This is a genomic window from Streptomyces sp. NPDC079167 (genome assembly GCF_040686735.1).
Taxonomy (GTDB): Bacteria; Actinomycetota; Actinomycetes; order Streptomycetales; family Streptomycetaceae; genus Streptomyces.
Map to the genome: position 1 here is coordinate 105,995 of NZ_JBFBLO010000006.1, position 23,951 is coordinate 129,945.

At 72.5% G+C, this 23,951-nt stretch carries 21 protein-coding genes and 1 pseudogene; 7 read left to right on the top strand and 15 right to left on the bottom strand.

The features are described 5' to 3' along the window. The first annotated feature begins 70 nt into the window (after positions 1-70). On the top strand, positions 71-826 hold the full coding sequence (locus tag AB0P41_RS14715) for an SIS domain-containing protein (RefSeq protein ID WP_104788078.1): 756 nt from the start codon (positions 71-73) through the stop codon (positions 824-826). A 68-nt stretch (positions 827-894) separates the two neighbouring features. On the opposite strand, the gene AB0P41_RS14720 is transcribed toward AB0P41_RS14715, so the two are convergent. Next, positions 895-2,283, bottom strand: coding sequence for a PAS domain-containing protein (locus AB0P41_RS14720; RefSeq protein WP_365932220.1), 1,389 nt, complete (start codon positions 2,281-2,283; stop codon positions 895-897). A 329-nt stretch (positions 2,284-2,612) separates the two neighbouring features. On the opposite strand from AB0P41_RS14720, the gene iscB reads away from it, so the two are divergent. Continuing rightward, complete coding sequence (iscB, locus tag AB0P41_RS14725; RefSeq protein ID WP_365932222.1) at positions 2,613-4,229, top strand: RNA-guided endonuclease IscB; 1,617 nt, start codon at positions 2,613-2,615, stop codon at positions 4,227-4,229. Between the two features lie 258 nt (positions 4,230-4,487). Here the strand turns inward: iscB and pdxH are convergent, their stop codons facing one another. Beyond that, positions 4,488-5,120: a pyridoxamine 5'-phosphate oxidase gene (gene pdxH, locus AB0P41_RS14730; protein WP_365932225.1), complete on the bottom strand. Its 633-nt coding sequence runs from the start codon at positions 5,118-5,120 to the stop codon at positions 4,488-4,490. 258 nt (positions 5,121-5,378) lie between these two features. Between pdxH and AB0P41_RS14735 the strand changes: the two genes are divergently transcribed. Continuing rightward, positions 5,379-6,488 carry a citrate synthase 2 gene (locus tag AB0P41_RS14735; protein WP_356707819.1) on the top strand — a complete coding sequence of 370 codons (1,110 nt, stop codon included), beginning with the start codon at positions 5,379-5,381 and terminating at the stop codon, positions 6,486-6,488. 37 nt (positions 6,489-6,525) lie between these two features. Here the strand turns inward: AB0P41_RS14735 and AB0P41_RS14740 are convergent, their stop codons facing one another. Further along, entirely contained in the window at positions 6,526-6,753 is a 228-nt protein-coding gene (locus AB0P41_RS14740; protein WP_365932227.1) for a hypothetical protein, read from the bottom strand. 263 nt (positions 6,754-7,016) lie between these two features. Between AB0P41_RS14740 and AB0P41_RS14745 the strand changes: the two are divergent. After that, positions 7,017-7,826 (top strand): annotated as a pseudogene (locus tag AB0P41_RS14745) (isocitrate lyase/phosphoenolpyruvate mutase family protein); the annotation flags it as partial. Between the two features lie 60 nt (positions 7,827-7,886). On the opposite strand, the gene AB0P41_RS14750 reads toward AB0P41_RS14745, so the two are convergent. Beyond that, positions 7,887-8,795 (bottom strand): LysR family transcriptional regulator, encoded by a 909-nt coding sequence (locus tag AB0P41_RS14750; RefSeq protein ID WP_365932229.1) that lies wholly within the window; start codon positions 8,793-8,795, stop codon positions 7,887-7,889. A gap of 100 nt (positions 8,796-8,895) precedes the next feature. Between AB0P41_RS14750 and AB0P41_RS14755 the strand changes: the two genes are divergently transcribed. Then, positions 8,896-9,261 carry an SgcJ/EcaC family oxidoreductase gene (locus AB0P41_RS14755; protein WP_356707822.1) on the top strand — a complete coding sequence of 122 codons (366 nt, stop codon included), beginning with the start codon at positions 8,896-8,898 and terminating at the stop codon, positions 9,259-9,261. Between the two features lie 90 nt (positions 9,262-9,351). On the opposite strand, the gene AB0P41_RS14760 is transcribed toward AB0P41_RS14755, so the two are convergent. The 11 genes from AB0P41_RS14760 to AB0P41_RS14810 all read right to left on the bottom strand — a co-directional run bounded on the left by AB0P41_RS14760 (position 9,352) and on the right by AB0P41_RS14810 (position 21,608). Then, on the bottom strand, positions 9,352-9,930 hold the full coding sequence (locus AB0P41_RS14760) for a TetR/AcrR family transcriptional regulator (RefSeq protein WP_365932231.1): 579 nt from the start codon (positions 9,928-9,930) through the stop codon (positions 9,352-9,354). Continuing rightward, complete coding sequence (locus AB0P41_RS14765) at positions 9,918-10,652, bottom strand: enoyl-CoA hydratase family protein (protein WP_365932232.1); 735 nt, start codon at positions 10,650-10,652, stop codon at positions 9,918-9,920. Before AB0P41_RS14765 ends, AB0P41_RS14760 begins: the two co-directional genes overlap by 13 nt. Next, on the bottom strand, positions 10,649-12,226 hold the full coding sequence (locus AB0P41_RS14770; protein WP_365932234.1) for a 4-coumarate--CoA ligase family protein: 1,578 nt from the start codon (positions 12,224-12,226) through the stop codon (positions 10,649-10,651). Before AB0P41_RS14770 ends, AB0P41_RS14765 begins: the two co-directional genes overlap by 4 nt. A 93-nt stretch (positions 12,227-12,319) precedes the next feature. After that, positions 12,320-13,483: an acyl-CoA dehydrogenase family protein gene (locus AB0P41_RS14775; RefSeq protein WP_365932235.1), complete on the bottom strand. Its 1,164-nt coding sequence runs from the start codon at positions 13,481-13,483 to the stop codon at positions 12,320-12,322. Continuing rightward, positions 13,480-15,450: a biotin carboxylase N-terminal domain-containing protein gene (locus AB0P41_RS14780; RefSeq protein WP_365932237.1), complete on the bottom strand. Its 1,971-nt coding sequence runs from the start codon at positions 15,448-15,450 to the stop codon at positions 13,480-13,482. The genes AB0P41_RS14775 and AB0P41_RS14780 overlap by 4 nt, the downstream gene beginning before the upstream one ends. A gap of 8 nt (positions 15,451-15,458) precedes the next feature. Then, entirely contained in the window at positions 15,459-17,063 is a 1,605-nt protein-coding gene (locus AB0P41_RS14785) for a carboxyl transferase domain-containing protein (protein ID WP_356707828.1), read from the bottom strand. Further along, positions 17,060-18,763 (bottom strand): acyclic terpene utilization AtuA family protein, encoded by a 1,704-nt coding sequence (locus AB0P41_RS14790; protein ID WP_365932238.1) that lies wholly within the window; start codon positions 18,761-18,763, stop codon positions 17,060-17,062. The genes AB0P41_RS14785 and AB0P41_RS14790 overlap by 4 nt, the downstream gene beginning before the upstream one ends. Continuing rightward, positions 18,760-19,566, bottom strand: coding sequence for a TIGR03084 family metal-binding protein (locus AB0P41_RS14795; RefSeq protein ID WP_365932240.1), 807 nt, complete (start codon positions 19,564-19,566; stop codon positions 18,760-18,762). Before AB0P41_RS14795 ends, AB0P41_RS14790 begins: the two co-directional genes overlap by 4 nt. A 186-nt stretch (positions 19,567-19,752) precedes the next feature. Further along, positions 19,753-19,920: a hypothetical protein gene (locus AB0P41_RS14800; protein ID WP_365932242.1), complete on the bottom strand. Its 168-nt coding sequence runs from the start codon at positions 19,918-19,920 to the stop codon at positions 19,753-19,755. Positions 19,921-20,038: 118 nt separating this feature from the next. Further along, positions 20,039-20,557, bottom strand: a complete 519-nt coding sequence (locus AB0P41_RS14805) for a DinB family protein (RefSeq protein ID WP_356708104.1) — start codon at positions 20,555-20,557, stop codon at positions 20,039-20,041. Positions 20,558-20,648: 91 nt separating this feature from the next. After that, entirely contained in the window at positions 20,649-21,608 is a 960-nt protein-coding gene (locus AB0P41_RS14810) for an EamA family transporter (protein ID WP_365932244.1), read from the bottom strand. Positions 21,609-21,769: 161 nt separating this feature from the next. On the opposite strand from AB0P41_RS14810, the gene AB0P41_RS14815 reads away from it, so the two are divergent. Both AB0P41_RS14815 and AB0P41_RS14820 read left to right on the top strand, forming a co-directional pair. Further along, positions 21,770-22,675 (top strand): LysR family transcriptional regulator, encoded by a 906-nt coding sequence (locus AB0P41_RS14815; RefSeq protein ID WP_365932245.1) that lies wholly within the window; start codon positions 21,770-21,772, stop codon positions 22,673-22,675. Between the two features lie 87 nt (positions 22,676-22,762). Beyond that, positions 22,763-23,929 (top strand): serine hydrolase domain-containing protein, encoded by a 1,167-nt coding sequence (locus AB0P41_RS14820; protein WP_365932247.1) that lies wholly within the window; start codon positions 22,763-22,765, stop codon positions 23,927-23,929. Positions 23,930-23,951 lie beyond the last annotated feature (22 nt).

Consider the following 23,951-nt stretch of genomic DNA (forward strand, 5'->3'; position numbering starts at 1 on the left):
GTCCAGACCGCAACGTGATCCGCGACACGGGCACCGCACGGCCCCCCACCCCGCAGGAAAGGCCTCCTCGATGAGCGACAGCAAGCTCGCCGGTCAGTTCTTCGACGCCGCGATCGGCCTGCTGGAGCGGGTGCGCGACGAGGAGTCCGGAGCGATCGCCGCCGCGGGTGCCGCGATCGCCGACACCGTCGCCGCGGGCGGGCGGCTCTTCGCCTTCGGCGCCGGGCACTCCTCGCTCGCGGCGCAGGACGTCGTCTACCGTGCGGGCGGCCTTGCCCTGATGAACCTGCTCGCCGTGCCCGGCACCGTCGGTGTCGACGTCATGCCGGCCACGCTCGGCTCCGCGCTGGAGCGGGTGGACGGCCTCGCGAGCGCCGTGCTCGACTCCAGCCCGGCCCGCGCCGGCGACCTCCTCGTGATCATCTCCCTGTCGGGGAGGAACGCCCTGCCCGTGGAGATGGCGCAGAACGCGCGGGCGCTCGGCCTGACGGTCGTCGGGGTCACCTCGGTCGCGTACACGACGGGCACCAGGTCCCGGCACGTGTCGGGCGGATTCCTCCGGGACCACTGCGACATCGTGCTCGACAGCAAGATCGCGATCGGCGACGCGGAGCTGAGCGCTGAGGGCGTCGAGGCGCCGTTCGCCCCCGCGTCGACCGTCGTCACCAGCGCCCTGATGCAGGCCATGATGGCCACCGCCGCGGAGGAGCTCGTCGCCCGCGGGATCGAGCCGCCGCTGCTGCGCTCGGGCAACGTCGACGGCGGCCACGAGTGGAACGGGCGCGTGATGCGGGAGTACGGCGACCGCATCTTCTACCGGCACTGAGCACTCCGCCACCGGCACCGAGCGCTCCGCCACGGTGCCGGGAGACGGCAGGGGGCAGGCGCTCCGGCTCAGACCGGCTCGGGCCCGGCCGTCAGCCGGGCCAGGTCCACCGCCGAGGCGACCCGGACCGCCACACTCTCCGCGTACATCACGTCGGGCCGCTCGAACGCGCCCCGGTTCGCCGAGCGCAGGAACGTCACCACACCCAGCGTCCGCCCCCGGCTCCGCAGCACCGCGCACAGGGCGTGCGCCGAGTCCCCCGGCCACTGGTGCTCCACCGCCCACGCCTCGCCCGCGCCCGGCGGCGCCACGGCCCGCACGGAACCCGTACGCTCCACGGCCTGGCACGCGGGGTGCCCAGGCCCGTACCGCACGGGGAGCGAGCCGCCGGAGACCGGCAGACACGGGCCCGGCGCGTCGTGAGGCGTGGACGCGGCCCGTACGAGCTTCTCCCCCGCCGTCAGACCCAGCAGGTCGACCACCACATGGTCGGCGAACCCGGCCAGCGCGAAGTCCAGCGACGTCGTCGCCGCCTCCATGGGGTCCTCGCACTCCGCCGCCTGGCGCGCCGCCCGGTGCAGCTGGTTGGCCCGGAAACGCACCCGGTCCGCTTCCTGCTCCGCGAGCTTCGCCGCCGTGACGTCCCGGAACAGCCATCCGACCCCCAGCGGGACCGGCTCCTCCGCCAGCGGCGAGGCCAGCCGCAGGAACCCGCTGCGCCAGCAGCGCCGCCGCTCACCCTCGGCGGTCCGCAGGGTCACCCACAGCTCGGCCGGTGCGGACGGCGCGCCCTCGGCGAGGACATGCTGCAGCGCCCCCTCCAGGTCCTCGACGCCCTGCACGATCAGCTCACCCAGCGGACGCCCCAGCAGCGTCGTACGCCCGCCGCCCAGCGCCCGGGCGGCGTAGGCGTTGACCACGGTCGGACGCAGGTCGACGTCCACGGCGACGACACCCCAGGACGCGTCTTCGAACAGGGCCTCGCCGATCGCGATGGACCGCTCCAGATCGATCTGCGCGTGCACCTCGCTGAACGCGCAGTACACCCCGGCGGGCTTCCCGTCCTCGCCCCGCACCCCCGACGACTGGGTCCGTACGAGGACACGCCCGCCGTCCTTGCGCAGCAGCGCGAACTCGTGGACCTGCCGCCCCGGCGCTTCCATGACCGCCAGCAGCCGCCCGTGCACGTCCTCCGCGTCCGCGCTCCGCACGGCCCACCCCGCGAAGCCGCGCCGTCCGACAGCCTCGTCGGCGCTCCAGCCGAGGATCCGCTCGGCCTCGCGGTTCCAGTGGGTGATGGTGCCGTGGGCGTCGAACGCGCAGAGCGCGGCGTCCATGCCGTCGAGCAGCGCGGCGAGGAGCCGGGACCCCGGTATCGCCACCGCCGGGGGCTCCCGCCCGGGGTCCTCGTCCGGACCGATCTCGTCGGTGGTCCCGGTGCTCCTGGAAGCACTCACTCCGTACCCCCTGCATGGCATATTCCGCCGCGGATTCCGCATTGCCGCACGTCAGACCATTGAACTCGAACGTGAGCCACCACACAGCCACTTCCAGGAAATCTGCCGGATCAACGCAGTTATCACCAGGCAAGCCCTGTGTTCGGCATTCACCCGAAGATCATGCCCCCGTGTGGTGTTCGGCCGGCCACTCCGGACTCACCGCCCCGGGCAGATACCTTCAGGCCAACACGTTGAAAGGAGATCACTCGCTCCCGTTGCCTCCCGCGAGGCAGAACGAGTGAACAGCCCCAGTCATCACGATCGTCGATCAAAGGCAGGTGCCCTTGATGACTACGTTTCCCGCAGGCGAGCAGACCCACCGAGCTGTGCTTCCTCAGCAGCTCGCTCTGGAATCCGTGGGAGCAGACACCCCTGGGAGCAGGGACGAAACGGCTCATGGACACCCCGTCACCGCACGGGACACCGGCAGGGAACATGGGCGAGGGGAGACCGATGGGCTCTGCACCGGGCTCCGTCGGCGTCACGCCGAACAGGCAGAGACCGGGGCCGGTAACGTCCCCACGCGGAAAGATCACCGCACAGCCGGGAAGGTGGCAGGCAGAGTTTTCGTCCTCGCGAAGGGCGGCGAACCACTCATGCCCCGTCATCCCGCCCGCGCGCGCGAGTTGCTGGCCCGAGGACGTGCTGTCGTCGTACGGCACACGCCCTTCACCATCCGCATCAAGGACCGCACACGCGCTGAGTCCAACGTCTCCGGCGTGCACCTGCGCATCGATCCCGGTTCCCGAGGGACCGGGATCGCGCTCACCGACAGCAAGCAGGAATCCGCACCGGACGGAACACGGGTCTCCATGAGGCGCGGCCTCGTCTCCGTCGAATTGCGTCACCGGGGCACCCAGATCCATCGGGCTATGAGGCAACGAGCCGGGTACCGGCACAGGAGACGCTCGGCGAACTGCCGCTACCGCGCGCCCAGGTCACACAACCGCACACGCCGAAAGGACTGGCTGCCACCGTCGGTACAACACCGGGTCGACACCACGGTAAGCATGAGCCGCCGCCTGTCCGGACTCGCTCCCGTCACCGAGATCCACATCGAGGAGGTCGTCTTCGATACCCATGCCATGGGCGTCGGCCACGATCTGACAGCCACCGAGTACCGCACCGGAACCCTCGCGGGCACCGAGATCCGCGAATTCCTGCTCGCCAAATGGGGCCACACCTGCGCCTACTGCGGAGTCTCGGGCGTTCCCCTGAACATCGACCACATCCAGCCTCGCAGCCGTGGTGGTTCCGATCGCATCTCCAATCTGACTCTCGCCTGCATCCCCTGTAACCAGGCCAAGGGCTCCACCCCCGTCGAAGCCTTCCTGGCGCATCGGCCGGGCCGACTCGCGACCATCCGCGCGCAGCTCAAGGCACCGCTTCGTGACGCCGCTGTCATGAACGCCACCCGGCGTCTCGTCGCGGAGGGCCTCTCAGCTCTCGGACTGCCGGTGCACACATGGTCGGGCGGGCGTACGAAGTGGAACCGCACCGCGATGGGCCTGCCGAAGACCCATACGCTCGATGCCCTCTGCGTCGGAGAGCTCGACCACCAGGCCGGAGCCATCACCGTCCGTGTGCCCAATCAGGTGCAGATCGTTACAGCAACAGGGCGCGGCACCTATGCGCGCACCACCCCCGACCGGTACGGATTTCCCCGGCTCACCCGCACTCGCCGGAAGCGCCACCACGGGTTCGCCACCGGTGACCTCGTACGCGCGTTCCAACCCAAGGGCAGATGGGCAGGCACATGGACCGGACGCATCTCCGTCCGAGCCTCGGGGCAGCACAGCCTCACGACGCCACAGGGTCGCTTCAACGTCTCCTGCACGAACCTGCGGCTGCTGCAACGGGCCGACGGATACATGTACAGCACCAGACGCGAACCCACCGAATAAATGGGTTGAGACAGCCTCCGGGCATTTGTAGGCTCCTATCAGCGAAGAAAGGAGGTGTTCCGGAAGTGATTTCTTCTCGGACTCGTGAGGTGACTGCGGGCTGACGCCCGTCGTCGCGCTCTTTGCAGTGCAGGCCGGTTGTCGGCCAATCCCAAGCAGTCACCGACCCGCAGGCTCGCCGGTAAGTCCGGCCGGCTCCTCCGCAAGGAGGGACCAGAGCCTGCGGGTTTCTGCGTGTCCGGGCCCGTTCCGGCCGGCTCACGGGCAGAGGCGCTCCACACGCCAGTCGGCGGCCGGGCTGTCCCGGACGTAGCGCAGCCGGTCGTGCAGCCGGTTCTCGCGGCCCTGCCAGAATTCGATCGCGTCCGGTACGACACGGAATCCGCCCCACTGCGGCGGCGCGGGGACCTTCTCGCCCTCCGGGTAGCGGGCGGCGAGCTCCTCGTAGCGGTCGGTCAGCTCCTGGCGGGAGCCGACCACCGTCGACTGCTCGCTGGCCCAGGCGCCCAGCTGGGAGCCGTGCGGGCGGGTGCGGAAGTACGCGACCGTCTCCTCGCGCCCGACGCGGGACGCGGTGCCCGTGACGACGACCTGGCGGGCGAGCGGGTGCCAGGGGAAGAGCAGCGAGACGTACGGGTTCGCCGTCAGCTCGCGGCCCTTGCGGGATCCGTAGTTGGTGAAGAAGACGAAGCCGCGGTCGTCGTAGTGCTTCAGCAGCACGGTCCGGGAGGACGGCCGGCCCCGGGAGTCGGCCGTGGAGACCACCATCGCGTTCGGCTCGTGGAGCGCGCCGCCCCCGGCGACCTGGCGGAACCAGCGGGCGAACTGGTCCATGGGGTCGGCGGCGAGATCCTGCTCGACGAAGTCCTCCGAGCGGTACTGCTCGCGCATCGCGGCCGGATCGGTGGTGCAATCGGATGACGGAACGCGAGAGGAGGCGGAAGCGGAGGACGAAGTGGCATCTGCTGCGGTCACGGGCCCATCCTGCCGCAGCGGGCCGGAATTCCCGCGGGGAGGGGCGGGATCGCCGGTCCGCGAGCCGGGAGGCTGTGCCGGACGTCACTCTTCCCCGCGTCGTGGTAACCCGCCAGTATGCCTGGACCGGCCTTTGTGGCCGTCATACAGCCGCCGAGTCGAGGGAGCCGCCCGATGTCCGACTTCGTACCCGGACTTGAAGGAGTCGTCGCGTTCGAGACGGAGATCGCCGAGCCCGACAAGGAAGGCGGCTCGCTCCGCTATCGCGGCGTCGACATCGAGGACCTCGTCGGCCATGTGTCGTTCGGCAACGTCTGGGGTCTGCTGGTGGACGGGGCGTTCAACCCCGGTCTGCCGCCCGCCGAGCCCTTCCCGATCCCCGTCCACTCCGGCGACATCCGCGTCGACGTGCAGTCCGCGCTCGCCATGCTGGCGCCGGTGTGGGGCCTGAAGCCGCTGCTCGACATCGACGAGGAGACCGCCCGCGACGACCTGGCACGGGCCGCCGTGATGGCCCTGTCGTACGTCGCCCAGTCGGCCCGTGGCCAGGGGCTGCCGATGGTCCCGCAGAGCGAGATCGACAAGGCGGAGTCCGTGGTGGAGCGGTTCATGATCCGCTGGCGCGGTGAGCCGGACCCGAAGCACGTCAAGGCCGTCGACGCCTACTGGACGTCGGCCGCCGAGCACGGGATGAACGCCTCCACCTTCACCGCCCGCGTCATCGCGTCGACCGGCGCGGACGTCTCGGCGGCGCTGTCCGGGGCGGTGGGCGCCATGTCGGGCCCCCTGCACGGCGGTGCGCCTTCACGGGTCCTCGGAATGATCGAGGAGATCGAGCGGACGGGTGACGCCAGGGCCTATGTGAAGCAGGCGCTGGACAAGGGTGAGCGCCTGATGGGCTTCGGCCACCGCGTCTACCGCGCCGAGGACCCCCGCGCCCGCGTCCTGCGCCGCACGGCCCGTGAGCTGGCCGCCCCGCGCTTCGAGGTGGCGGAGGCCCTGGAGAAGGCCGCCCTGGAGGAGTTGCACGCCCGCCGCCCCGACCGGGTCCTGGCGACGAACGTGGAGTTCTGGGCGGCGATCGTGCTGGACTTCGCGGAGGTCCCGGCCCACATGTTCACGTCGATGTTCAGCTGCGCCCGTACGGCGGGCTGGTCGGCGCACATCCTGGAGCAGAAGCGGACCGGCCGCCTGGTGCGCCCCTCGGCGACGTACGTCGGCCCGGGCACGCGCGACCCCCGCTCGATCCCGGGCTACGACCAGCTGGCGGACCTGGGGAACTGACAGGGGCACCCCCGACCTCCCGGCGGGCCGCTCACCGTCAACGGTCGAGGCGCATGAGGGCGGAGTATGCCGACTCCGCCTTGCGCCCAGGTGCGGCCTCGGGGCGGGCGTGGTCGAGGAAGCTCTGGGTCCCTCCGTGGTGGCGCACCTTCCCCGACTCCATGAGGGTGACGGTGTCGGCCTCATCGGCCAGGTCGATCACGTCATGGGTGAACATCAGCACCGGGGTGCTCGCCGCGACGTCTCCCAGGACTTCACGGAACACAGAACGCTGATGAGGGTCGAGACCCGCTGTCGGTTCGTCCAACAGGATCACACGGGCGTCGTGGGCCAGGGCACAGGCGATGCCGACACGCCTGAGCGCCAGAGGGAGCCTCGTCCAAGCCCGGTACGGCCGACCCCGGCGGCGCCCGTCCCGCTGGGCGGGAGGACCCGCTTCGACGCGCCCACGGGGACGGTTCGGCAGGCCCCGAACCGTCCCACCTCTAGCGTCAGTACATGACGTCCCCCTCCCCCGGCGGCACACCCCGGCGCCCGCTGACCGCTTTCGCCCAGCTGCACCACCACGCCGCCGCCCCACTCCTGCTGCCGAACGTCTGGGACCACGCCTCGGCCGCCGCTCTGACGGCTCAGGGCTTCCAGGCTGTCGGCACCACCAGCCTGGGCGTGGCCGCGGCTGCGGGCCTGCCGGACGGAGCGGCCGTCACGCTCGACGCGACCCTGGCGCTGGCCCGCCGGCTCGGCGAGAGCTCCTTCCTGTTCACCGTCGACGCGGAAGGGGGCTTCAGCGACGATCCGGAGGAAGTGGCGGAATTGGCCCGGGAGTTGTCCGACGCCGGCGCCGCGGGGATCAACCTCGAGGACGGCCGCCCGGACGGCACCCTCGCCCCCGCGGAACTTCACGCCGCGAAGATCACCGCGGTGAAGGCCGCCGTACCCGCGCTGTTCGTCAACGCACGCACCGACACCCACTGGCTCGGACGCCAGGAGGAGGAGACAGCGGCGCGCCTCACCGTCTACGAACGGGCGGGAGCGGACGGGGTGTTCGTGCCGGCGCTGTCCGATCCGGACGGGATCGCGGCTCTGACGGCAGCCGTCACCGTCCCCCTGAACATCCTGTACGCACCGGCCGGCCCCACCCTCGCCGAGCTGGCCGAGCTGGGCGTCCGCAGGGTCAGCCTCGGCTCGCTGCTCCACCGCAGCGCCCTCGCGGCGGCGGTGAACACCGCGACCGCCATCCGTGACGGCCGCCGCCCTCCCGCTACCCCCGCGCCCCTCCCCTACGCCGAGGTGCAGGCCCTGGCGGAGCCCGACGGAGCGCCCCCGAGGTCCAGCTGACGCTCCGGCCTGCCTGTCACCGCGCGGGAGTTGCCCCACGCACGCGCCGTTGCCGCGAACTCACCCGCCGTCGGTGTCCCCGCTCCCGGCGGGCGCGGTGAACGCCCGCCGGCTGTGGACGAGCAGTTCGCGCAGCGCCGGGTTGTTCGCGTTCCGCCACACCAGGGCGAGCAGTGCCGGCGTCTCGACGTCGTCGATGATGCGGGCGGTGAGCCGGTCGCCGTGGCTCGCGGCCATCGACTCGCTGAGGACGGCGACCCCGAGCCCACGCGTGGCGAGATCCGCGACGGCGTCCGCCGCACTGGCCTGGAGCGCGATCAGGGGCTGGAGGCCCTGGGCGGCACAGGCGCGGTCGAGGAGCGTACGGAGGCCGGTGCCGGGTGGCATGCAGATGAGGGGCCGCGCCACCAGGTCGGGCAGTGTCACCCGCTGCTGACGGGCCAGCGGGTCCCCGTCCGGAACGGCGGCGACGAGCCGCTCACTGATGATCGTCAGGGCGTCCAGCCCTTCGGGGGTGGGGGCAGCGGTCCCGATCAGCGCCAGATCGACGGCGCCGGAGCGCACGCCCTCGACGAGCCGGTCGGAATTGTCCTCCAGCAGCGAGATCTCGACCCCGGGGTGTGCCCGGTGGAACGTGGCGAGGGCGTCGAACAGCGGGGTGACGGTGCAGCCGATGACCATTCCGACGGTGAGCCGGCCACGGATCAGCTCGGTCACCTCGCCCACCGCCTGCCCCACCGACTCGGCGGCGGCCAGCGCGGCGCGGGCGTGTTCGAGGGCTGCCCTGCCGGCGACGGTGAGGGCGGCGGTGCGCGACGAACGGTCGAACAGCTCGGCCCCGAGCTCCCGCTCCAGCCGGCGGATCTGGGCGCTGACACCGGACTGGCTGATGTGTACCCGCTCGGCCGCCCTCGTGAAGTTGCGCTCCTCGGCGACGGCGACGAAGTATTCGAGCTGCCTCAGGTCCATGACCACAGATTCTAGCTTCCATCAGAACCATCTGTTGGACTTCTCATCGGCACCCGACCACGCTGGAAGGACAGAGATCAGAACCGGACCAGGAGGAACCGTGCCCGAGTACGAGAAGGCTCTGCGCCCCGAGGACCTCACCCGCCTGTTCGTCGAGCGGTCCAACGCCGGCGACGCGGCGGGAGTCGCCGCGCTCTACGAGGAGGACGCGGTGCTGGCCTACCCGCCCGGCGAGGTCACCAAGGGGCGGGAGGCGATCCGCTCGCTGTGGGAGAAGGTGCTGGCCGGCCGGCCGCACTTCGAGCACGAGCCGCCGCTGCCGACCCTGGTCGGCGGAGACATCGCCCTGACGTCGACGCCGCCGAAGGACGGGGCGGGGGCCCGCGCCCAGGTCGTCCGGCGACAGCCCGACGGAACCTGGCTCAGAATCCTGGACCACCCCGAACTCACCCCGCCCCGGCCCTGAGCGGGCCGACGGTCAGTGGGAGCTTACGGACACCCGAACCGGACATACAGGGCTGCTGTCCGTCCGTAACTTCCCACCGAGCGCCGCGGGTCAGCCCAAGGCTTCGTCCAGTAGGGCCGTCCATTGGGTTACCACTCGGGCCCGGCGGGCCGTGTCGTCCGTCAGGACGTTGGCCAGGCCCAGGCCCCGGGCCATGTCCAGGAGGCCCTGGATCGTCTCGCGTACCCCGGGGCGGGTCTCGTCGGCGCCGAGGAGTTCTACGGCGATGCGGTGGGTCTCGCGGCCCACGCGGGCTTCGAGTTCGGTGACGCGGGGGCGGAGCTGGTCCTCGTTCGACGCGGCGACCCAGAGCTGGAGCGCGGCACGGAAGAGCGGCCCGGTGTAGAGGTCGACGAGCGCGGCGACGACCTCCGCGCGGCCCTGCACGGGCAGCGCGCGCAGGGCGGCGGAGCGTTCCTCGGCGACGTACTCGACGGCACCCGTGAACAGGTCCTCCCGGGTGGGGAAGTGGTGCTGGGCGGCGCCGCGCGAGACCCCGGCGTGTTCGGCGACGACGGATACGGTGGAGCCCGCCCAGCCGCGTTCGGCGAGGCAGGCGACCGCCGATGCCAGGAGCCGCTGCCGGGTGGCGCGGCTCCTGTCCTGCTTGGGGGGCGTCACAGCACCCATGCGGGATCCCGTCGTTCCAGGAAGGCCGTCATCCCCTCCCGTGCTTCGTCGGAGGCGAAAAGCGCTGCCGAGCGGGCGATGAGGTCTTCGGCGTGACTGTCGAAACTCTGCAGCACAGTAGCCGTGACCAGCTCCTTCGATGCCTTCAGCCCCTGGGGTGACGCCCTGCGCAGTCCGTCGAGTACCGGTACGAGCGCCTTGTCCGCGTCCTCGGCGGCGACGCTCACCAGGCCGATGCGGGCCGCCTCCACCGCGTCGAAGCGTTCACCGGTGAGGTAGTAGCGGGCGGCGGCGCGTGGGTCGAGGCGGGGCAGCAGGGGCAGGGAGATCACGGCGGGGGCGAGACCCAGGCGTGATTCGGTGAGGGCGAAGGAGGACTCCGGGCCCGCCACGGAGATGTCGCACGCACCGAGCAGCCCGAGGCCCCCGGCCCGTACGTGGCCGGTGACCCGGGCGACAACGGGCTTGGGGAGCGCGACGATCGCGCGCATCAGGGCGACGAACGCCGCCGGTTCGGGAGGTGCGGTCAGGTCGGCGCCCGCGCAGAACGTGTTGCCGGTGTGGGTGAGGACGACGGCGCGTACGGTGTCGTCGGCCGCGCTGCCGGCCAGCGCCTCGGTGAGCTCGCCGACGAGCCGGGCCGAGAGCGCGTTGCGGTTGGCCGGGGAGTCGAGGGTGAAGGTGGTGATCCCCCGGTCGTGGGCCGGGGCCGCCAGGGTCATCGCGCCTTCTCCCGGTCGCGCAGCTCCCGCCGCAGGATCTTGCCGGACACCGCGCGGGGCACCGCCTCGATGAACTCGGCCCGTCTGACCTTCTTGTACGGGGAGACACGCTCGGCGACGTACGCCATGACGTCGTCCTCCGTGAGGTCCCCCGCGTCCGGCCGGCGCACCAGGTAGGCCTTGGGGATCTCGTTGCCGTCGGAATCGGGGACGCCGATGACGGCGGCGTCGGCGATCGAGGGGTGGGTCAGGAGGAGGGCCTCCAGGTCGGCGGGGGCGACCTGGTAGCCCTTGTACTTGATGAGTTCCTTGACCCGGTCGACGACGTACAGCCAGCCCTCCGCGTCGACGCGGCCGACGTCCCCGGTGTGCAGCCAGCCCTCCTCGTCGATCATGGCGGCGGTGGCGTCGGGGCGGCCGAGGTAGCCCTTCATCACCTGAGGGCCGCGGATGAGGATCTCGCCGTCGGTCCCGTCGCGCACGTCGGCGCCGGGGTCGGTGAGCGAGACGATCCGCATCTCGGTGCCGGGCAGCAGCTTGCCGACCGTGCCCGGCGGCGGGTTCTCCGCGTCGAGGGGTACGACGTGGGTGCCGGGCGAGAGCTCCGTCATCCCGTACGCCTGCCGTACGGCGGGCACGCCGAGCCGGGTGGAGCAGGCGGCGGCCAGCCGGGCGTCCAGCGGGGCGGCCGCGCTGACGACGTACTCCAGCGAGGAGAGGTCGTAGTCGCCGACGAGCGGGTGCTTGGCGAGGGCCAGGACGATGGGCGGGGCGACGTACAGACCGGTGATGCGGTGGGTCTGGATCGTCTCCAGGAACTGGGCGAGGTCGAAGCGGGGCAGCACGACGACCGTGGCGCCGTAGCGCAGCGGCCCGTTCATGAGGGCGGTCAGCCCGTAGATGTGGAAGAAGGGCAGCACCGCCAGGATGCGTTCGCGTTCACCGAGGGGGACGAGGGGCCGCAGCTGCTCCAGGTTGGTGGCGATGGAGCGGTGGGTGAGCATGACGCCCTTGGGGGTGCCCGTGGTGCCGGAGGAGTACGGGAGTACGGCGATGTCCTCGGCCGGGTCGAAGGCGATGTCGGGCTCGGGGGCGGCGGAGCCCAGCATGTCCAGTACGGAGGTGTGGCCCTCGGCCTGGTCGCAGACGTAGATCTGCTCGATGCCGCCCGCGAGCGCGGCGGCCCGGCGGGCGACGTCGAGGAGCGGGGAGACGGTGACGATCCAGCGGGCGCCCGAGTCCGTGAGCTGCTTGGCGAACTCCTCGGGCGTGGCCAGCGGGTGGATGGTCGTGACGGTGGCGCCGGCCCGGGTCGCCCCGTAGAAGACGGGCGGGTAGGCGATCGTGTTGGGGCTGTGCAGGGCGAGGACGTCGCCCTTGCGCAGGCCGGCGGTGGCGAGATACGCCGCGATGCGCCGGTGGAAGGTGTCGAGCTGGGAGTACGTGACGGTCGTCCCGTCGGTCCCGTCGATCAGGGCGGGGATGTCACCGAAGTCCGGGGCGTTGCCGAGGACGGCTTCGTGGATGGGTCTTTCGAGGGGCGGGACGTCTGCGTACTCGCTGTGGAACACCATGGCGGTCCCCTTCGACGCGGGTGGAGAGCCAGAATCGCCCCTGCGGGGGCGGATGGGGAGACCTGGGACGCGGCCGGACTCGTCGGGACGACGTCAGTACGACTTCGGCAGGCCCAGGGTCTGGTGGGAGACGTAGTTGAGGATCATTTCCCGGCTGACGGGTGCGATACGGGAGACACGCGCCGCCGTGACGAGGGAGGCGAGCCCGTACTCGCGGGTGAGGCCGTTGCCGCCGAGGGTGTGGACGGCCTGGTCGACGGCCCTGACGCAGGCTTCGGCGGCGGCGTACTTCGCCATGTTGGCTGCCTCGCCCGCGCCGGTGTCGTCGCCGTCGTCGCAGAGCTTCGCGGCCTTCTGCATCATCAGCCGGGCGAGCTCCAGCTCGATGTGCGCCTGGGCGAGCGGGTGGGCGATGGCCTGGTGGGCGCCGATGGGCGCGTCCCTCCAGACGGTGCGGGTCTTCGCGTACTCCACCGCCCGTCCGACGGCGTAGCGGCCCATGCCGATGGAGAAGGCGGCGCCCATGATGCGTTCCGGGTTCAGGCCGGCGAAGAGCTGGAGGATGCCCGCGTCCTCCTCGCCGACGAGCGCGTCGGCGGGGAGCCGTACGTCGTCGAGGACCAGCTCGAACTGCTTCTCGGCCGCCTGGAGTTCCATGTCGATCTGCGTACGGGTGAAGCCCGGGGCGTCGCGGGGGACGATGAAGAGGCAGGGCTTGAGGCTGCCGGAGCGGGCGTCCTCGGTGCGGCCGACGATCAGGGTGGCGTCGGAGATGTCGACGCCGGAGATGAAGACCTTGCGGCCGCTGAGCACCCAGTCCCCGCCGTCCCGGCGGGCGGTGGTGGTGATGCGGTGCGAGTTGGAGCCGGCGTCGGGCTCGGTGATGCCGAAGGACATGGTCAGGGAGCCGTCGGAGAGGCCGGGGAGCCAGGTCCGCTTCTGCTCCTCGGTGCCGAAGCGGGCGATGACCGTGCCGCAGATCGCCGGGGAGACGACCAGCATGAGGAGGGGGCTCCCGGCGGCGCCCAGCTCCTCCAGGACGATGGACAGCTCGGCCATGCCCGCGCCCCCGCCGCCGTACTCCTCGGGGAGGTTGACGCCGAGGTAGCCGAGCTTGCCGGCCTCTTCCCACAGCTCGCGGGGGTGCTCACCCTTACGGGCCAGGCCGGTGCTGTACGCGCGGCCGAAGCGCTTGCCGAGTGCGGCGACGGCGGAACGCAGGGCCTGGTGCTCCGGGGTTTCGAGAACGGTGCTCATCGGGTCGTCTCCTCCTGGTGCGCGGGGGCTTCCGTGGCGTCCTGTACGACGGCGAGCAGCGCGCCGACCTCGACCTGGAGTCCGGGGACGGCGTGGAGCGCGGTGAGGGTGCCGGAGGCGGGGGCGAGGATGCGGTGCTCCATCTTCATCGCCTCCAGCCAGATCAGCGGCTGTCCGGCCTCGACGGCGGCGCCGGGCGCGAGCCCGGCGGCGAGACGTACGACGGTGCCTGGCATCGGGGCGAGCAGGGAGCCGGGTTCGGTGCGCTCGGCGGGGTCGGTGAAGCGGGGCAGGGCGGTGAAGGTGTACGCGCCTGCGGCTGTGTCGACATGGGCCCGGTCGCCCTGGGTGGTGACGGTGAAGTGCCGGGTCACACCGCCGGTTTCGAGGGTGACCGCGCCGGGGCGGGCGCTGAGGACCCGCTCGCCCGACGCGGGGGCGGGGACGCCGTCCCGGCCGGTGCGGTAGGCGATCTCGTACTCGGTGCCGTCGGGCTCACCGCGATAACGCCTGGTCTGCGGTTGCGAGGCGAGGTTGCGCCAGGCGCCGTGGCGGGTGGGGCCCGGTCCGCCGGCCGCCTCCACGGCGGCGGCGAGCGCCGCGGCGGTGGCGGCCAGGCGGCGGGCCTCCTCGCCGCCGGGGGCCGACGTGGTCAGGGCCGCCAGGTGCCGGTCGTAGAAGCCGGTGTCGAGGTGCCCCGCGACGAAGTCCGGGTGGCGCAGGGAGCGTACGAGGAGCTCCCGGTTGGTGACCGGGCCGTGGACGCGGGCGCGTTCCAGGGCGCGGGCGAGGAGCCGGACCGCTTCGGTGCGGGTGGGGGCGTGGGCGATGACCTTGGCGAGCATGGGGTCGTAGTGCACCCCGACGGTGTCGCCGCCGGTGTAGCCGGTGTCGAGGCGGATGCCGGGTTCGTCGGGCACGTCGAGTGTGAGCAGTGCTCCGGTCTGTGGCTGCCAGTCTCGCGCCGGGTCCTCGGCGTAGAGCCGGGCCTCGACGGCGTGTCCGGCGGGCCCGGGCGGGGTGGCGGCCGGGAGCGCCTCGCCCTCCGCGACGCGCAGTTGCAGGGCTACGAGGTCGAGGCCGAACACGGCTTCTGTGACGGGGTGTTCGACCTGGAGCCGGGTGTTCATCTCCAGGAAGTACGGGCGCCCTTCGGCCGACACGAGGAACTCGACGGTCCCGGCGCCCCGGTAGCCCACCGCCTGGGCGGCGGCGACGGCCGCGTCGTGCAGCCGCTGCCGCAGTCCGTCGTCGAGACCCGGGGCCGGGGCCTCCTCGATGACCTTCTGGTGGCGGCGCTGGAGCGAGCAGTCGCGGGTGCCGAGCGCCCAGACCGTGCCCTGCCCGTCCGCCATGACCTGCACCTCGACGTGCCGGCCCCGCTCGACATATGGCTCGGCGAAGACCTCGCCGTCCCCGAAGGCGGATGCGGCCTCGGCGGAGGCGGCGGTCAGCTCGGCGGGCAGCGCGGCCAGTTCGCGCACGATGCGCATCCCCCGCCCTCCCCCGCCCGCCGACGCCTTCAGCAGCAGCGGCAGATCGCCGGCGGTGGCGCTCCCCGGGTCCACAGGGGCCAGGAGCGGTACCCCGGCGGCGGCCATCAGCTCCTTGGCGCGGGTCTTGGACGCCATCAGCTCGACGGCCTTCACCGGCGGCCCCACCCAGACGAGGCCGGCGTCCAGCACGGCCCGGGCGAACCCGGCGTTCTCCGAGAGGAAGCCGTACCCCGGATGCACGGCATCGGCGCCCGCGGCGAGCGCGGCGGCGACGACGAGGTCACTCCGCAGATACGTATCGGCCGGTGCGGCCCCCGGCAGGCGTACGGCGGTGTCGGCCTCCCGTACGTGCAGGGCACCGGCGTCCGCGTCGGAGTACACGGCGACGGTGGAGATGCCCAGCTCACGGCAGGTGCGGAAGATCCGGCAGGCGATCTCGCCCCGGTTGGCGACAAGCAGTGCGGTGATCATCCGATTCCTCACATCCGGAAGACGCCGAAGCCGCGCGCGCCTTCGACCGGTGCCGTATGGATCGCGGACAGGCACATCCCGAGGACGGTCCTGGTGTCGCGCGGGTCGATGACCCCGTCGTCGTACAGCCGCCCCGAGAGGAACACCGGCAACGACTCGGACTCGATCTGCTGCTCCACCATGGCGCGCAGCCCGGCGTCGGCCTCGTCGTCGTAGGGGAGCCCCTTCGCGGCGGATGAGGCGCGGGCGACGATCGAGAGGACGCCCGCGAGCTGCTGGGGACCCATGACGGCGGACTTGCTGCCGGGCCAGGCGAAGAGGAAGCGGGGGTCGTAGGCCCTGCCGCACATGCCGTAGTGCCCGGCGCCGTAGGAGGCGCCCATCAGCACGGACAGGTGCGGGACCCGGGAGTTCGACACCGCGTTGATCATCATCGCGCCGTGCTTGATGATGCCGCCCTGTTCGTACTCCTTGCCGACCATGTAGCCGGTGGTGTTGTGCAGGAAGAGGAGCGGGATGTCGCGCTGGTTGGCGAGCTGGATGAACTGTGCGGCCTTCTGCGACTCCTCGCTGAACAGCACGCCCTGCGCGTTGGCGAGGATGCCCACGGGATAGCCGTGCAGGCGGGCCCAGCCGGTGACCAGGCTGGCCCCGTACAGCGGCTTGAAGGCGTCGAAGTCCGAGCCGTCGACGAGGCGGGCGATGACCTCGCGCGGGTCGAAGGGGACCTTGAGGTCGCCGGGCACGATGCCGATCAGCTCGTCCTCGTCGTACTTCGGCGGCTCCGCCGGGCCCGGATCCGGGTGCGCCTTGCGCCAGTTGAACCGCGCGACGATCCGGCGGGCCTGCCGCAGCGCGTCGTGCTCGTCGACGGCGTAGTGGTCGGCGAGGCCGGAGGTGCGGGCGTGCATCCCGGCTCCGCCGAGCGATTCGTCGTCGCTCTCCTCACCGGTGGCCATCTTCACCAGGGGCGGGCCGCCGAGGAAGACCTTGGACTGCTCCTTGATCATCACGGTGTGGTCGGACATGCCGGGGACGTACGCCCCACCGGCCGTGGAGTTCCCGAACACGACCGCGACGGTGGGGATCCCGGCGGCGGACAGCCGGGTGAGGTCGCGGAAGAGCGCCCCGCCGGGGATGAAGATCTCCTTCTGCGAGGGCAGGTCGGCGCCCCCGGACTCCACCAGCGAGATGCAGGGGAGCCGGTTGGCGAAGGCGATCTCGTTGGCGCGCAGCGCCTTCTTCAGCGTCCACGGGTTGGAGGCCCCGCCGCGCACGGTCGGGTCGTTGGCGGTGATCAGGCACTCCACGCCGGACACGGTCCCGATGCCGGTGACGAGCGAGGCGCCGACTGTGTACGCGGGGGCCTCACTGCCCCAGGCGGCCAGCGGGGACAGCTCCAGGAAGGGGGTGTCCGGGTCGAGGAGCAGCTCGACGCGCTCCCGGGCGAGGAGCTTGCCGCGCCCCCGGTGGCGGGCCACGTACTTCTCGCCGCCGCCCGCCAGGGCCTTGGCGTGCTCGGTCTCCAGCTCGGCGAGCTTCGCGAGCATGGCCTCGCGGTTCGCCGCGTACTCGGGCCCCGTGGTGTCGAGCGCGGTGGGCAGGACGGTCATGCGTGCACCTCCGGTCGGTCCAGCAGCCGTACGGGCACGGTGACGTGCCGGGACCGCAGCCACTCCCCCACCGCCTTGGCCTGCGGGTCGAAGCGCGCCTGCGCGGCGACGCCCTCCCCGAGGAGGCCGTGGACGACGAAGTTGAGCGCCCGCAGCCGGGGCAGGACATGGCGTACGACGGTGAGCCCGGCGGTCTCCGGCAGCAGTTCCCGGAACCGCGCGACGGTCAGTTCGTGGGCGAGCCACCGCCAGGCGTCGTCGTCACGGACCCACACGCCGACGTTGGCGTCGCCGCCCTTGTCGCCGCTGCGGGCGCCCGCGATCCGTCCGAGGGGGGTGGTGCGGGTGGGCCCGGCGGGCAGGGGCGCCGGCAGCTCCGGTTCCGCGACGTCCTCCAGCCGCCGGTACGGGCCGGCCGCCGGGACGGCCTCCCGGGTCCCGTCGGGCAGTACGGCGACGTGTTCGACCTCGCCCGCCGGTACGTACGCCGCCTCGAACACTCCGTACGGCGCGCCCTTCCCGGGCGGGGCGGTCACATGGAAGCCCGGGTAGCTGCCGAGCGCCAGCTCAACGGCCGCCCCGGAAACGGCACGGCCGACGGCCTCCGCGTCCGGGTCGCGGACGACGAGGCGGAGCAGCGCGCTCGCGGTCTCCTCCGTCGCAGCGTCGGCCCGGTCGGTGCGGGCGAGCTCCCACCGCACCTCGGCGGGCTTCGAACCGGCGCGGTCCAGGGCATCGGCCAACTGCTCCCGCACCAGCCGGGCCTTGGCCTCGATGTCGAGTCCGGTCAGCACGAAGACGACCTCGTTGCGCCACCCGCCCAGCCGGTTGAGCCCCACCTTGAGCGTGGGCGGCGGGGCCTCACCACGTACGCCGCTGATCCGCACCCGGTCGGGCCCGTCCTGCGTGAGCCGTACGGAGTCCAGCCGGGCGGTGACGTCGGGCCCGGCGTAACGCGCGCCACCCGTCTCGTACAGCAGCTGCGCGGTGACGGTACCGATGTCGACGACACCGCCCGTCCCGTCGTGCTTGGTGATGACGCTGCTGCCGTCCTCATGGATCTCGGCGAGCGGGAACCCGGGCCGGCGGACGTCGTGCTCGCCGAAGAAGGCGTAGTTGCCGCCGGTGGCCTGGGTCCCGCACTCCAGGACGTGCCCGGCGACCACGGCCCCGGCGAGGGCGTCGTGGTCCTCCGGCCCCCAGCCGAAGTGGGCGGCGGCGGGCCCGGTGACGAGGGCCGCGTCGGTGACCCGGCCGGTGACGACGATGTCGGCCCCGGCGCGCAGACAGGCGGCGATCCCTCCGCCGCCGAGGTAGGCGTTGGCGGTGAGGTGACCGTCGGGCACGGGCCGGCTGTCGCCCTCGACGTGCGCGACGCGCACGGGCACCCCGGTACGTCCCGCCAGCTCCCGTACGGCGTCGGCGAGTCCGGCCGGGTTCAGTCCGCCGGCGTTGGTGACGATCTTCACGTTCCGCTCGTGGGCGAGTCCGAGCCCCTCCTCCAACTGCCGCAGGAAGGTGGAGGCGTAGCCGCGCTTCGGGTCCTTGAGGCGGCTGCGGCCCAGGATCAGCATGGTGAGTTCGGCGAGGTAGTCCCCGGTGAGGACGTCCAGCGGGCCGCCGGTGAGCATCTCGCGCAGGGCGTCGAAGCGGTCGCCGTAGAAGCCGGACGCGTTGCCGATGCGCAGCGGCCGGGTCACCGGTCCGCCTTCCGGGGCCGCCCTGCCCCCGCAGGCCCGGCGAAGGCCTGCGCGATGTCCAGCCACTGCCCGGCGTCCGCGCCCACCGCCTCGACGGCGAGGTCGTCCCGGTGGGCGCGCTGGGTGACGAGCAGGCAGAAGTCGAGAAGCGGGCCGGTGACCCGCTGGGCGGCACCCTCCGGCCCGTACACGGCCAACCCGCCGTCGTCGGCCCGCAGTTCGATGCGGAACTGCTCGGCGGGCGGTTGCAGCCCCCGTACGACGTAGGCGTAGTCCCGGGCGCGTACGCCGATCCTGGCGACGTGCCGCAGCCGGGCGGTCGGCTTCCTGGTCACGCCGAGCGCGTCGGCGATGTCCTGGCCGTGCGCCCAGGTCTCCATGAGCCGCGCTGTCGCCATCGAGGCGATACTCATCGGCGGCCCGTACCAGGGCAGTTTCGTCCCGGCGGGCGCCGCACGCAGTGCCTCCTGGAGCCGGGCCCGGCCCTCCCGCCACTCCACGAGCAGCGCTTCGGGGGTGAGGGCGGTGACGGCCTCCTGAGCCGCCTCGCCCACGAAGGTCTCGGGGGCGGCCAGCGCCTTCTCGACCTCGGCGGCGAATGCTCCGGGGTCGGTGGCGGCGGTCAGGGCCACCTCGTCGGTCCAGTTCAGGTGGGCGATCTGATGGGCGACGGTCCACCCCTCGGCGGGGGTCGGCGCGGCCCACTCGTGCGCGCTCAAACCCGCTACCAGCAGGTCGAGTTCGTCGCTCTCCTCACGCATGTCGTCGAGCACGGCGGCGGTCACGGCCGATGCGTCGGGCACGGTGCGCTCCCCTCGGGGCGTGGCGGTGTGCCCCGGAGCATGCCAGCGCCCCACAAAACAAGCAAGCACGCTTGCATGATTTATTCGCCCACCCCCGCTCATCGACCCCTCGTTCACTGGGAAGTTGCGGGCACCCGCATCGGACATTCCGGGCGCGATCCCGTCCGTAACTTACCAACGACCGACTCAGTCCGTGCGGGCGCCCTCGGCCTGTGAGGGTTCGGTGCGGGGGACGTCGGGGTGGGGATCGGGGGTCCTGCCGCGTGCGGGTGGGTCGTCGCGTTCGCCCTCGGCCTGCGAGGGTGTGTGCGAGTACAGCCCGTCGTACTCATCGGTTCCCTTTGCGGAATCCATGCGCGGGCCTCCTTCCTCCACTCCCTTCCATCGTGCCTCCCCCGCCCGCTCCCGGCGCGGTGGCCGCCGCGCGCCCGTGCGCGGGTCGCGGCCACCGGGCCGGGAGCCCGCGCCGGAGTCACTGCCCCTTCGACGCCGCCTCGGCCATCTTCGCCGTGGTGCTGGCGCCGTCCAGCGCCTCGCGGATGATGTCGGCGTGGCCGCTGTGGTGGGCGATCTCCCGGAAGATGTGCCACAGGACGTGGCGGACGGTCCAGACGACCGGCTCCGGGGGCGACCAGGGGTACGCGGGGAGCGTGACCTCACGGTCGAGGTCGGCCTCCTCGCGCACCGTACGGTCGAACGCTGCCGCCGCCGCGTGGAAGGCCTCCAGCAGCCCGGGCACCGTCTCGGAGTCGGTCATCCGGTTGCCGTCGGGGTCGAGGTCCGCCCAGTCGACCTTGGCGGGGGCGGTGCCCTCGACGACGTCGAGCCAGCCGCGCGTCACCTGCCCGAGGTGCTTCAGGAGCCCGCCGAGGGTCAGTTCGCTGACAGTCGTCCGGGCGCGGGCCCCGGCGTCGTCGAGTTCCGCGACGGTGTAGAGAAAGTTGGTTCGCTGATCGGTCACGAGCGCGAGCAGATCGTCGCGTTCCGGCATGTGTTCCTCCAGGTCGGCCATCGCGCCCAGCCTAGGATCGGACGCCTCGCCACGCAGGCGGAACGGACAGACCGGCCCCCGGGGCGTGAGGTCACCGCTTCCGGGCGCCCCGCGTCTGGCTGCGCACCGCGCCCATGCTCGCCCCGATGACCAGGGCGATGGCGAGGGCGTCGGTGGTCGAGAGGGCCTGGTCGAGGAGGAGGAAACCCGCCGTGGCCGCGATGGCCGGTTCCAGGCTCATCAGGACCGCGAAGGTGGGCGCGGGCAGCCTGCGCAGGGCCATGAGTTCGAGGGTGTACGGGAGGACCGAGCTCAGCAGCGCCACGGCGGCACCCAGGGCGAGCGTGGTCGGGACGACGAGCTTCGAGCCCGATTCCATGATGCCGAGGGGCAGCGAGAGGACCGCCGCCACCGCCATGGCGAGGGCCAGCCCGTCCGCCTGCGGGAAGCGGCGGCCGGTGCGGGCGCTGAAGAGGATGTACAGCGCCCACATCACGCCCGCACCCAGGGCGAACGCCGCCCCGACGGGGTCCAGGCGGTCGAAGCCGCCGCCACTGAGCAGGACGACACCGCCGAGGGCCAGAGCCGCCCAGACGAGGCTGGTCAAACGGCGGGAGGCGACGACGGACAGGACCAGGGGGCCCAGCACCTCCAGGGTGACGGCCGCGCCCAGCGGGATGCGGTCGACGGCCTGGTAGAAGAGCATGTTCATGCCGCCCATCGCGACACCGAAGGCGACCACCGTCCCCCAGTCGGCGCGCGAGTGCCCCCGCAGTTTCGGCCTGCAGATCACCAGCAGGACGACGGCGGCGGCGGCGAGACGCAGGGTGACGACGCCCAGCGCGCCCGCCTTCGGCATCAGCAGGACGGCGACCGCCGCGCCGAACTGCACGGAGAGCCCGCCCGCCACCACCAGCGCGACCGGACCGAGTGCGGCCCTCCGGGCGCCGGGGCGCCCCGGCCGGCCGTGACCCGGCTCGTCGAGCGCGGACACCGCCTCGGGTACGGCAACGGCGGCGGCGGGCTCTGCGGCGGCGCGCGGGTCGTTCACCGGAAACCTTCCATTCGGTCGATCGAGGCCCATCGAGGTCTAGTGCAGTGCACCAAGGGGTCTACCGTACGGCACCAAAGGCGCGCCGTTCACGTCCTCACCGTAGGGACCCGTGCGCCTCCCGTGAAATGCCGATTGTGCTCCCGTTATGCTCCGCAGGCATGAGCACTGGACAGAGCATGGGCACCGGTGGCCGCCCCATCGAGGTCCGGCACCTCCGGGCCTTCCTCGCCGTGGCCGACGAGGGCAGTGTCACCCGCGCGGCCGCCCTGCTCGGCGTCACCCAGCCCGTCGTCTCCCGCACGCTCGCCGCCCTGGAGCGGCACCTGGGCGTCCGGCTCGTCGACCGGTCCACCCACCACCTCGCTCTCACCCCCGAAGGCGTCGCCTTCCGCGACAAGGCGGCCGCCGCCGTCGGCGCCTTCGACGAGGCCGTCGACCCGGGCGGGCCGCACGAGCGGCCGCTGCGGATCGGGCACGCCTGGTCCGCGCTCGGCCCGTACACCACGCCGCTGCTGCGGGCCTGGCAGCGACGCCACCCCGGGACCCCGCTGGAACTGCTGCGCATCGACGACCGTACGGCCGGACTCACCCGCGGCGAGGTGGACGCCGCGCTGCTGCGCGGGCCCGTGGAGACCCCGGGGCTCGTCACCGAGGTGCTGTTCAGCGAAGAGCGGGTGGCGGCCGTGGCCGCCGACGGGCCGCTCGCCGCCCGCGCCTCCGTGTCGCTGGCGGATCTGACCGGCGACCCTGTCGTCCTCAACACCGTCTCGGGCACCACCACGCTCGGCCTGTGGCCCCCGGACGCCCGTCCCGCCGCCACCGTCACCGTCGCCAACACCGACGACTGGTTCACCGCCATCGCGGCCGGGCGGGGCGTCGGGGTCTCGGGGACCTCCACCGCCCGTATGCACGCGTACGCGGGTGTCGTCTACGTGCCGCTGGACGACGCCCCGCCGCTGCCCGTCCTGCTGGCCCGCCGGGACGGCCCCGGCCATCCCGCACTGCCCCGACTGGCGGCGCTCGCCCGGGAGATCGTGGCGCGCGAACAGGGCACGCCGCCCTGAAATTCCGTCGCCCCTCGGGGAATGAAGCCGTCACGTAAGGGAGTTGGGGCCTGTACCGATCAGGTCGATCACTCCAGGGGGCGTCTCATGACGGACACCGGCGACATCACCATCACCGTGCACGGCACGGTCGCGGCGGGCTTCGAGGGCGTACGGGAGGAGTTCGCCGCCGTGCTCGCCGCGGACCACACCGAGCCGGGCAGCCAGCTCGCCGTGTACCACCACGGCCGGCTCGTCGTGGACCTGTGGGCCGGGGAGGGCATCGACGGTGACTCGCTGCCCGCCGTGTACTCCTCGACCAAGGGCGCCGCCCATCTCGTCGTCGCCCTTCTCGTCCAGGACGGGGTCATAGACCCGGACCGTACGGTCGCGTCCTACTGGCCGGAGTTCGCCGCCGAGAGCAAGGGCGGACTGACCGTGCGCGAGCTGATGTCGCACCGGGCCGGGCTGATCTGGGCCGACGGCGGGTTCACCGTGGAGGAGCTGGCCGACGACCGCGTCATCGCCGGGCGGCTGGCAGGACAGCGGCCCTACTGGACGCCCGGCACGGAGGTCGGCTACCACGCGCTGGTGATCGGCGCCCTCACCGGCGAGGTGGTCCGCAGGGTCACCGGGCGGTCGGTCCAGGAGATATTCGAGGAGCGGGTGCGCGCCCCGTACGGACTCGGCTTCCACCTGGGCCTGCCCGAGGAGCTCGAACCCCGTTACGTGGCCGTCCGCCCCGCCGTGGCCACCCCCGAGCAGCAGGCGGAGGCCGCGGCGAACCCGCTCGACCCGGACAGTCTCATGGCGCTCGCGTTCGGCTTCGCCGAGGACCCGCCGCTCGACCTGGTCGCCTTCGCCAACACCCGCGCGGTACGCGCCCTCGGCCCGGCCTCGGTCGGCGGGGTGGGCTCGGCACGGGGGCTCGCGGGGATGTACGCGGCGGCGGTCTCCGGACTGGACGGCCTGCCGCCGCTGCTCACCCCGGAGACGGTGGCCGAGGCCGGCCGGGTGCGGTGGAAGGGCACCGACGTGGTGACCGCCCAGACCGATCCCTTCGCCCTGGGCTTCGAGGCGCAGCAAGGGCACTACCCGGCCCTGGGCGAGGGCGCCTTCGGGCACTCGGGCGCCGCGGGGTCGCAGGCGTACGCCGATCCGGTCAACGGCGTGGCCTACGGATACACCCGGCGCCGCTTCGCTCTTCCCGGCGGCGCCGCCCCGGAGAACGAGCGGCTCTCCGCGGCGGTGAGCGAGGCCGTCGCCACGCTCTGAGACGGGGCGGCCGGTCCGTGGC

What these genes read in the sequence shown, in the direction of transcription:
- AB0P41_RS14760 (WP_365932231.1), bottom strand. Translation starts at nt 9,930, where the DNA reads ATGGGTGCTGTGACGCCCCCCAAGCAGGACAGGAGCCGCGCCACCCGG.
- AB0P41_RS14750 (WP_365932229.1), bottom strand. Translation starts at nt 8,795, where the DNA reads ATGGACCTGAGGCAGCTCGAATACTTCGTCGCCGTCGCCGAGGAGCGC.
- iscB (WP_365932222.1), top strand. Translation starts at nt 2,613, where the DNA reads ATGACTACGTTTCCCGCAGGCGAGCAGACCCACCGAGCTGTGCTTCCT.
- AB0P41_RS14775 (WP_365932235.1), bottom strand. Translation starts at nt 13,483, where the DNA reads ATGAGCACCGTTCTCGAAACCCCGGAGCACCAGGCCCTGCGTTCCGCC.
- AB0P41_RS14815 (WP_365932245.1), top strand. Translation starts at nt 21,770, where the DNA reads ATGAGCACTGGACAGAGCATGGGCACCGGTGGCCGCCCCATCGAGGTC.
- AB0P41_RS14735 (WP_356707819.1), top strand. Translation starts at nt 5,379, where the DNA reads ATGTCCGACTTCGTACCCGGACTTGAAGGAGTCGTCGCGTTCGAGACG.
- AB0P41_RS14770 (WP_365932234.1), bottom strand. Translation starts at nt 12,226, where the DNA reads ATGGTGTTCCACAGCGAGTACGCAGACGTCCCGCCCCTCGAAAGACCC.
- AB0P41_RS14800 (WP_365932242.1), bottom strand. Translation starts at nt 19,920, where the DNA reads ATGGATTCCGCAAAGGGAACCGATGAGTACGACGGGCTGTACTCGCAC.
- AB0P41_RS14715 (WP_104788078.1), top strand. Translation starts at nt 71, where the DNA reads ATGAGCGACAGCAAGCTCGCCGGTCAGTTCTTCGACGCCGCGATCGGC.
- pdxH (WP_365932225.1), bottom strand. Translation starts at nt 5,120, where the DNA reads ATGCGCGAGCAGTACCGCTCGGAGGACTTCGTCGAGCAGGATCTCGCC.
- AB0P41_RS14785 (WP_356707828.1), bottom strand. Translation starts at nt 17,063, where the DNA reads ATGACCGTCCTGCCCACCGCGCTCGACACCACGGGGCCCGAGTACGCG.
- AB0P41_RS14765 (WP_365932232.1), bottom strand. Translation starts at nt 10,652, where the DNA reads ATGACCCTGGCGGCCCCGGCCCACGACCGGGGGATCACCACCTTCACC.
- AB0P41_RS14805 (WP_356708104.1), bottom strand. Translation starts at nt 20,557, where the DNA reads ATGCCGGAACGCGACGATCTGCTCGCGCTCGTGACCGATCAGCGAACC.
- AB0P41_RS14780 (WP_365932237.1), bottom strand. Translation starts at nt 15,450, where the DNA reads ATGATCACCGCACTGCTTGTCGCCAACCGGGGCGAGATCGCCTGCCGG.
- AB0P41_RS14820 (WP_365932247.1), top strand. Translation starts at nt 22,763, where the DNA reads ATGACGGACACCGGCGACATCACCATCACCGTGCACGGCACGGTCGCG.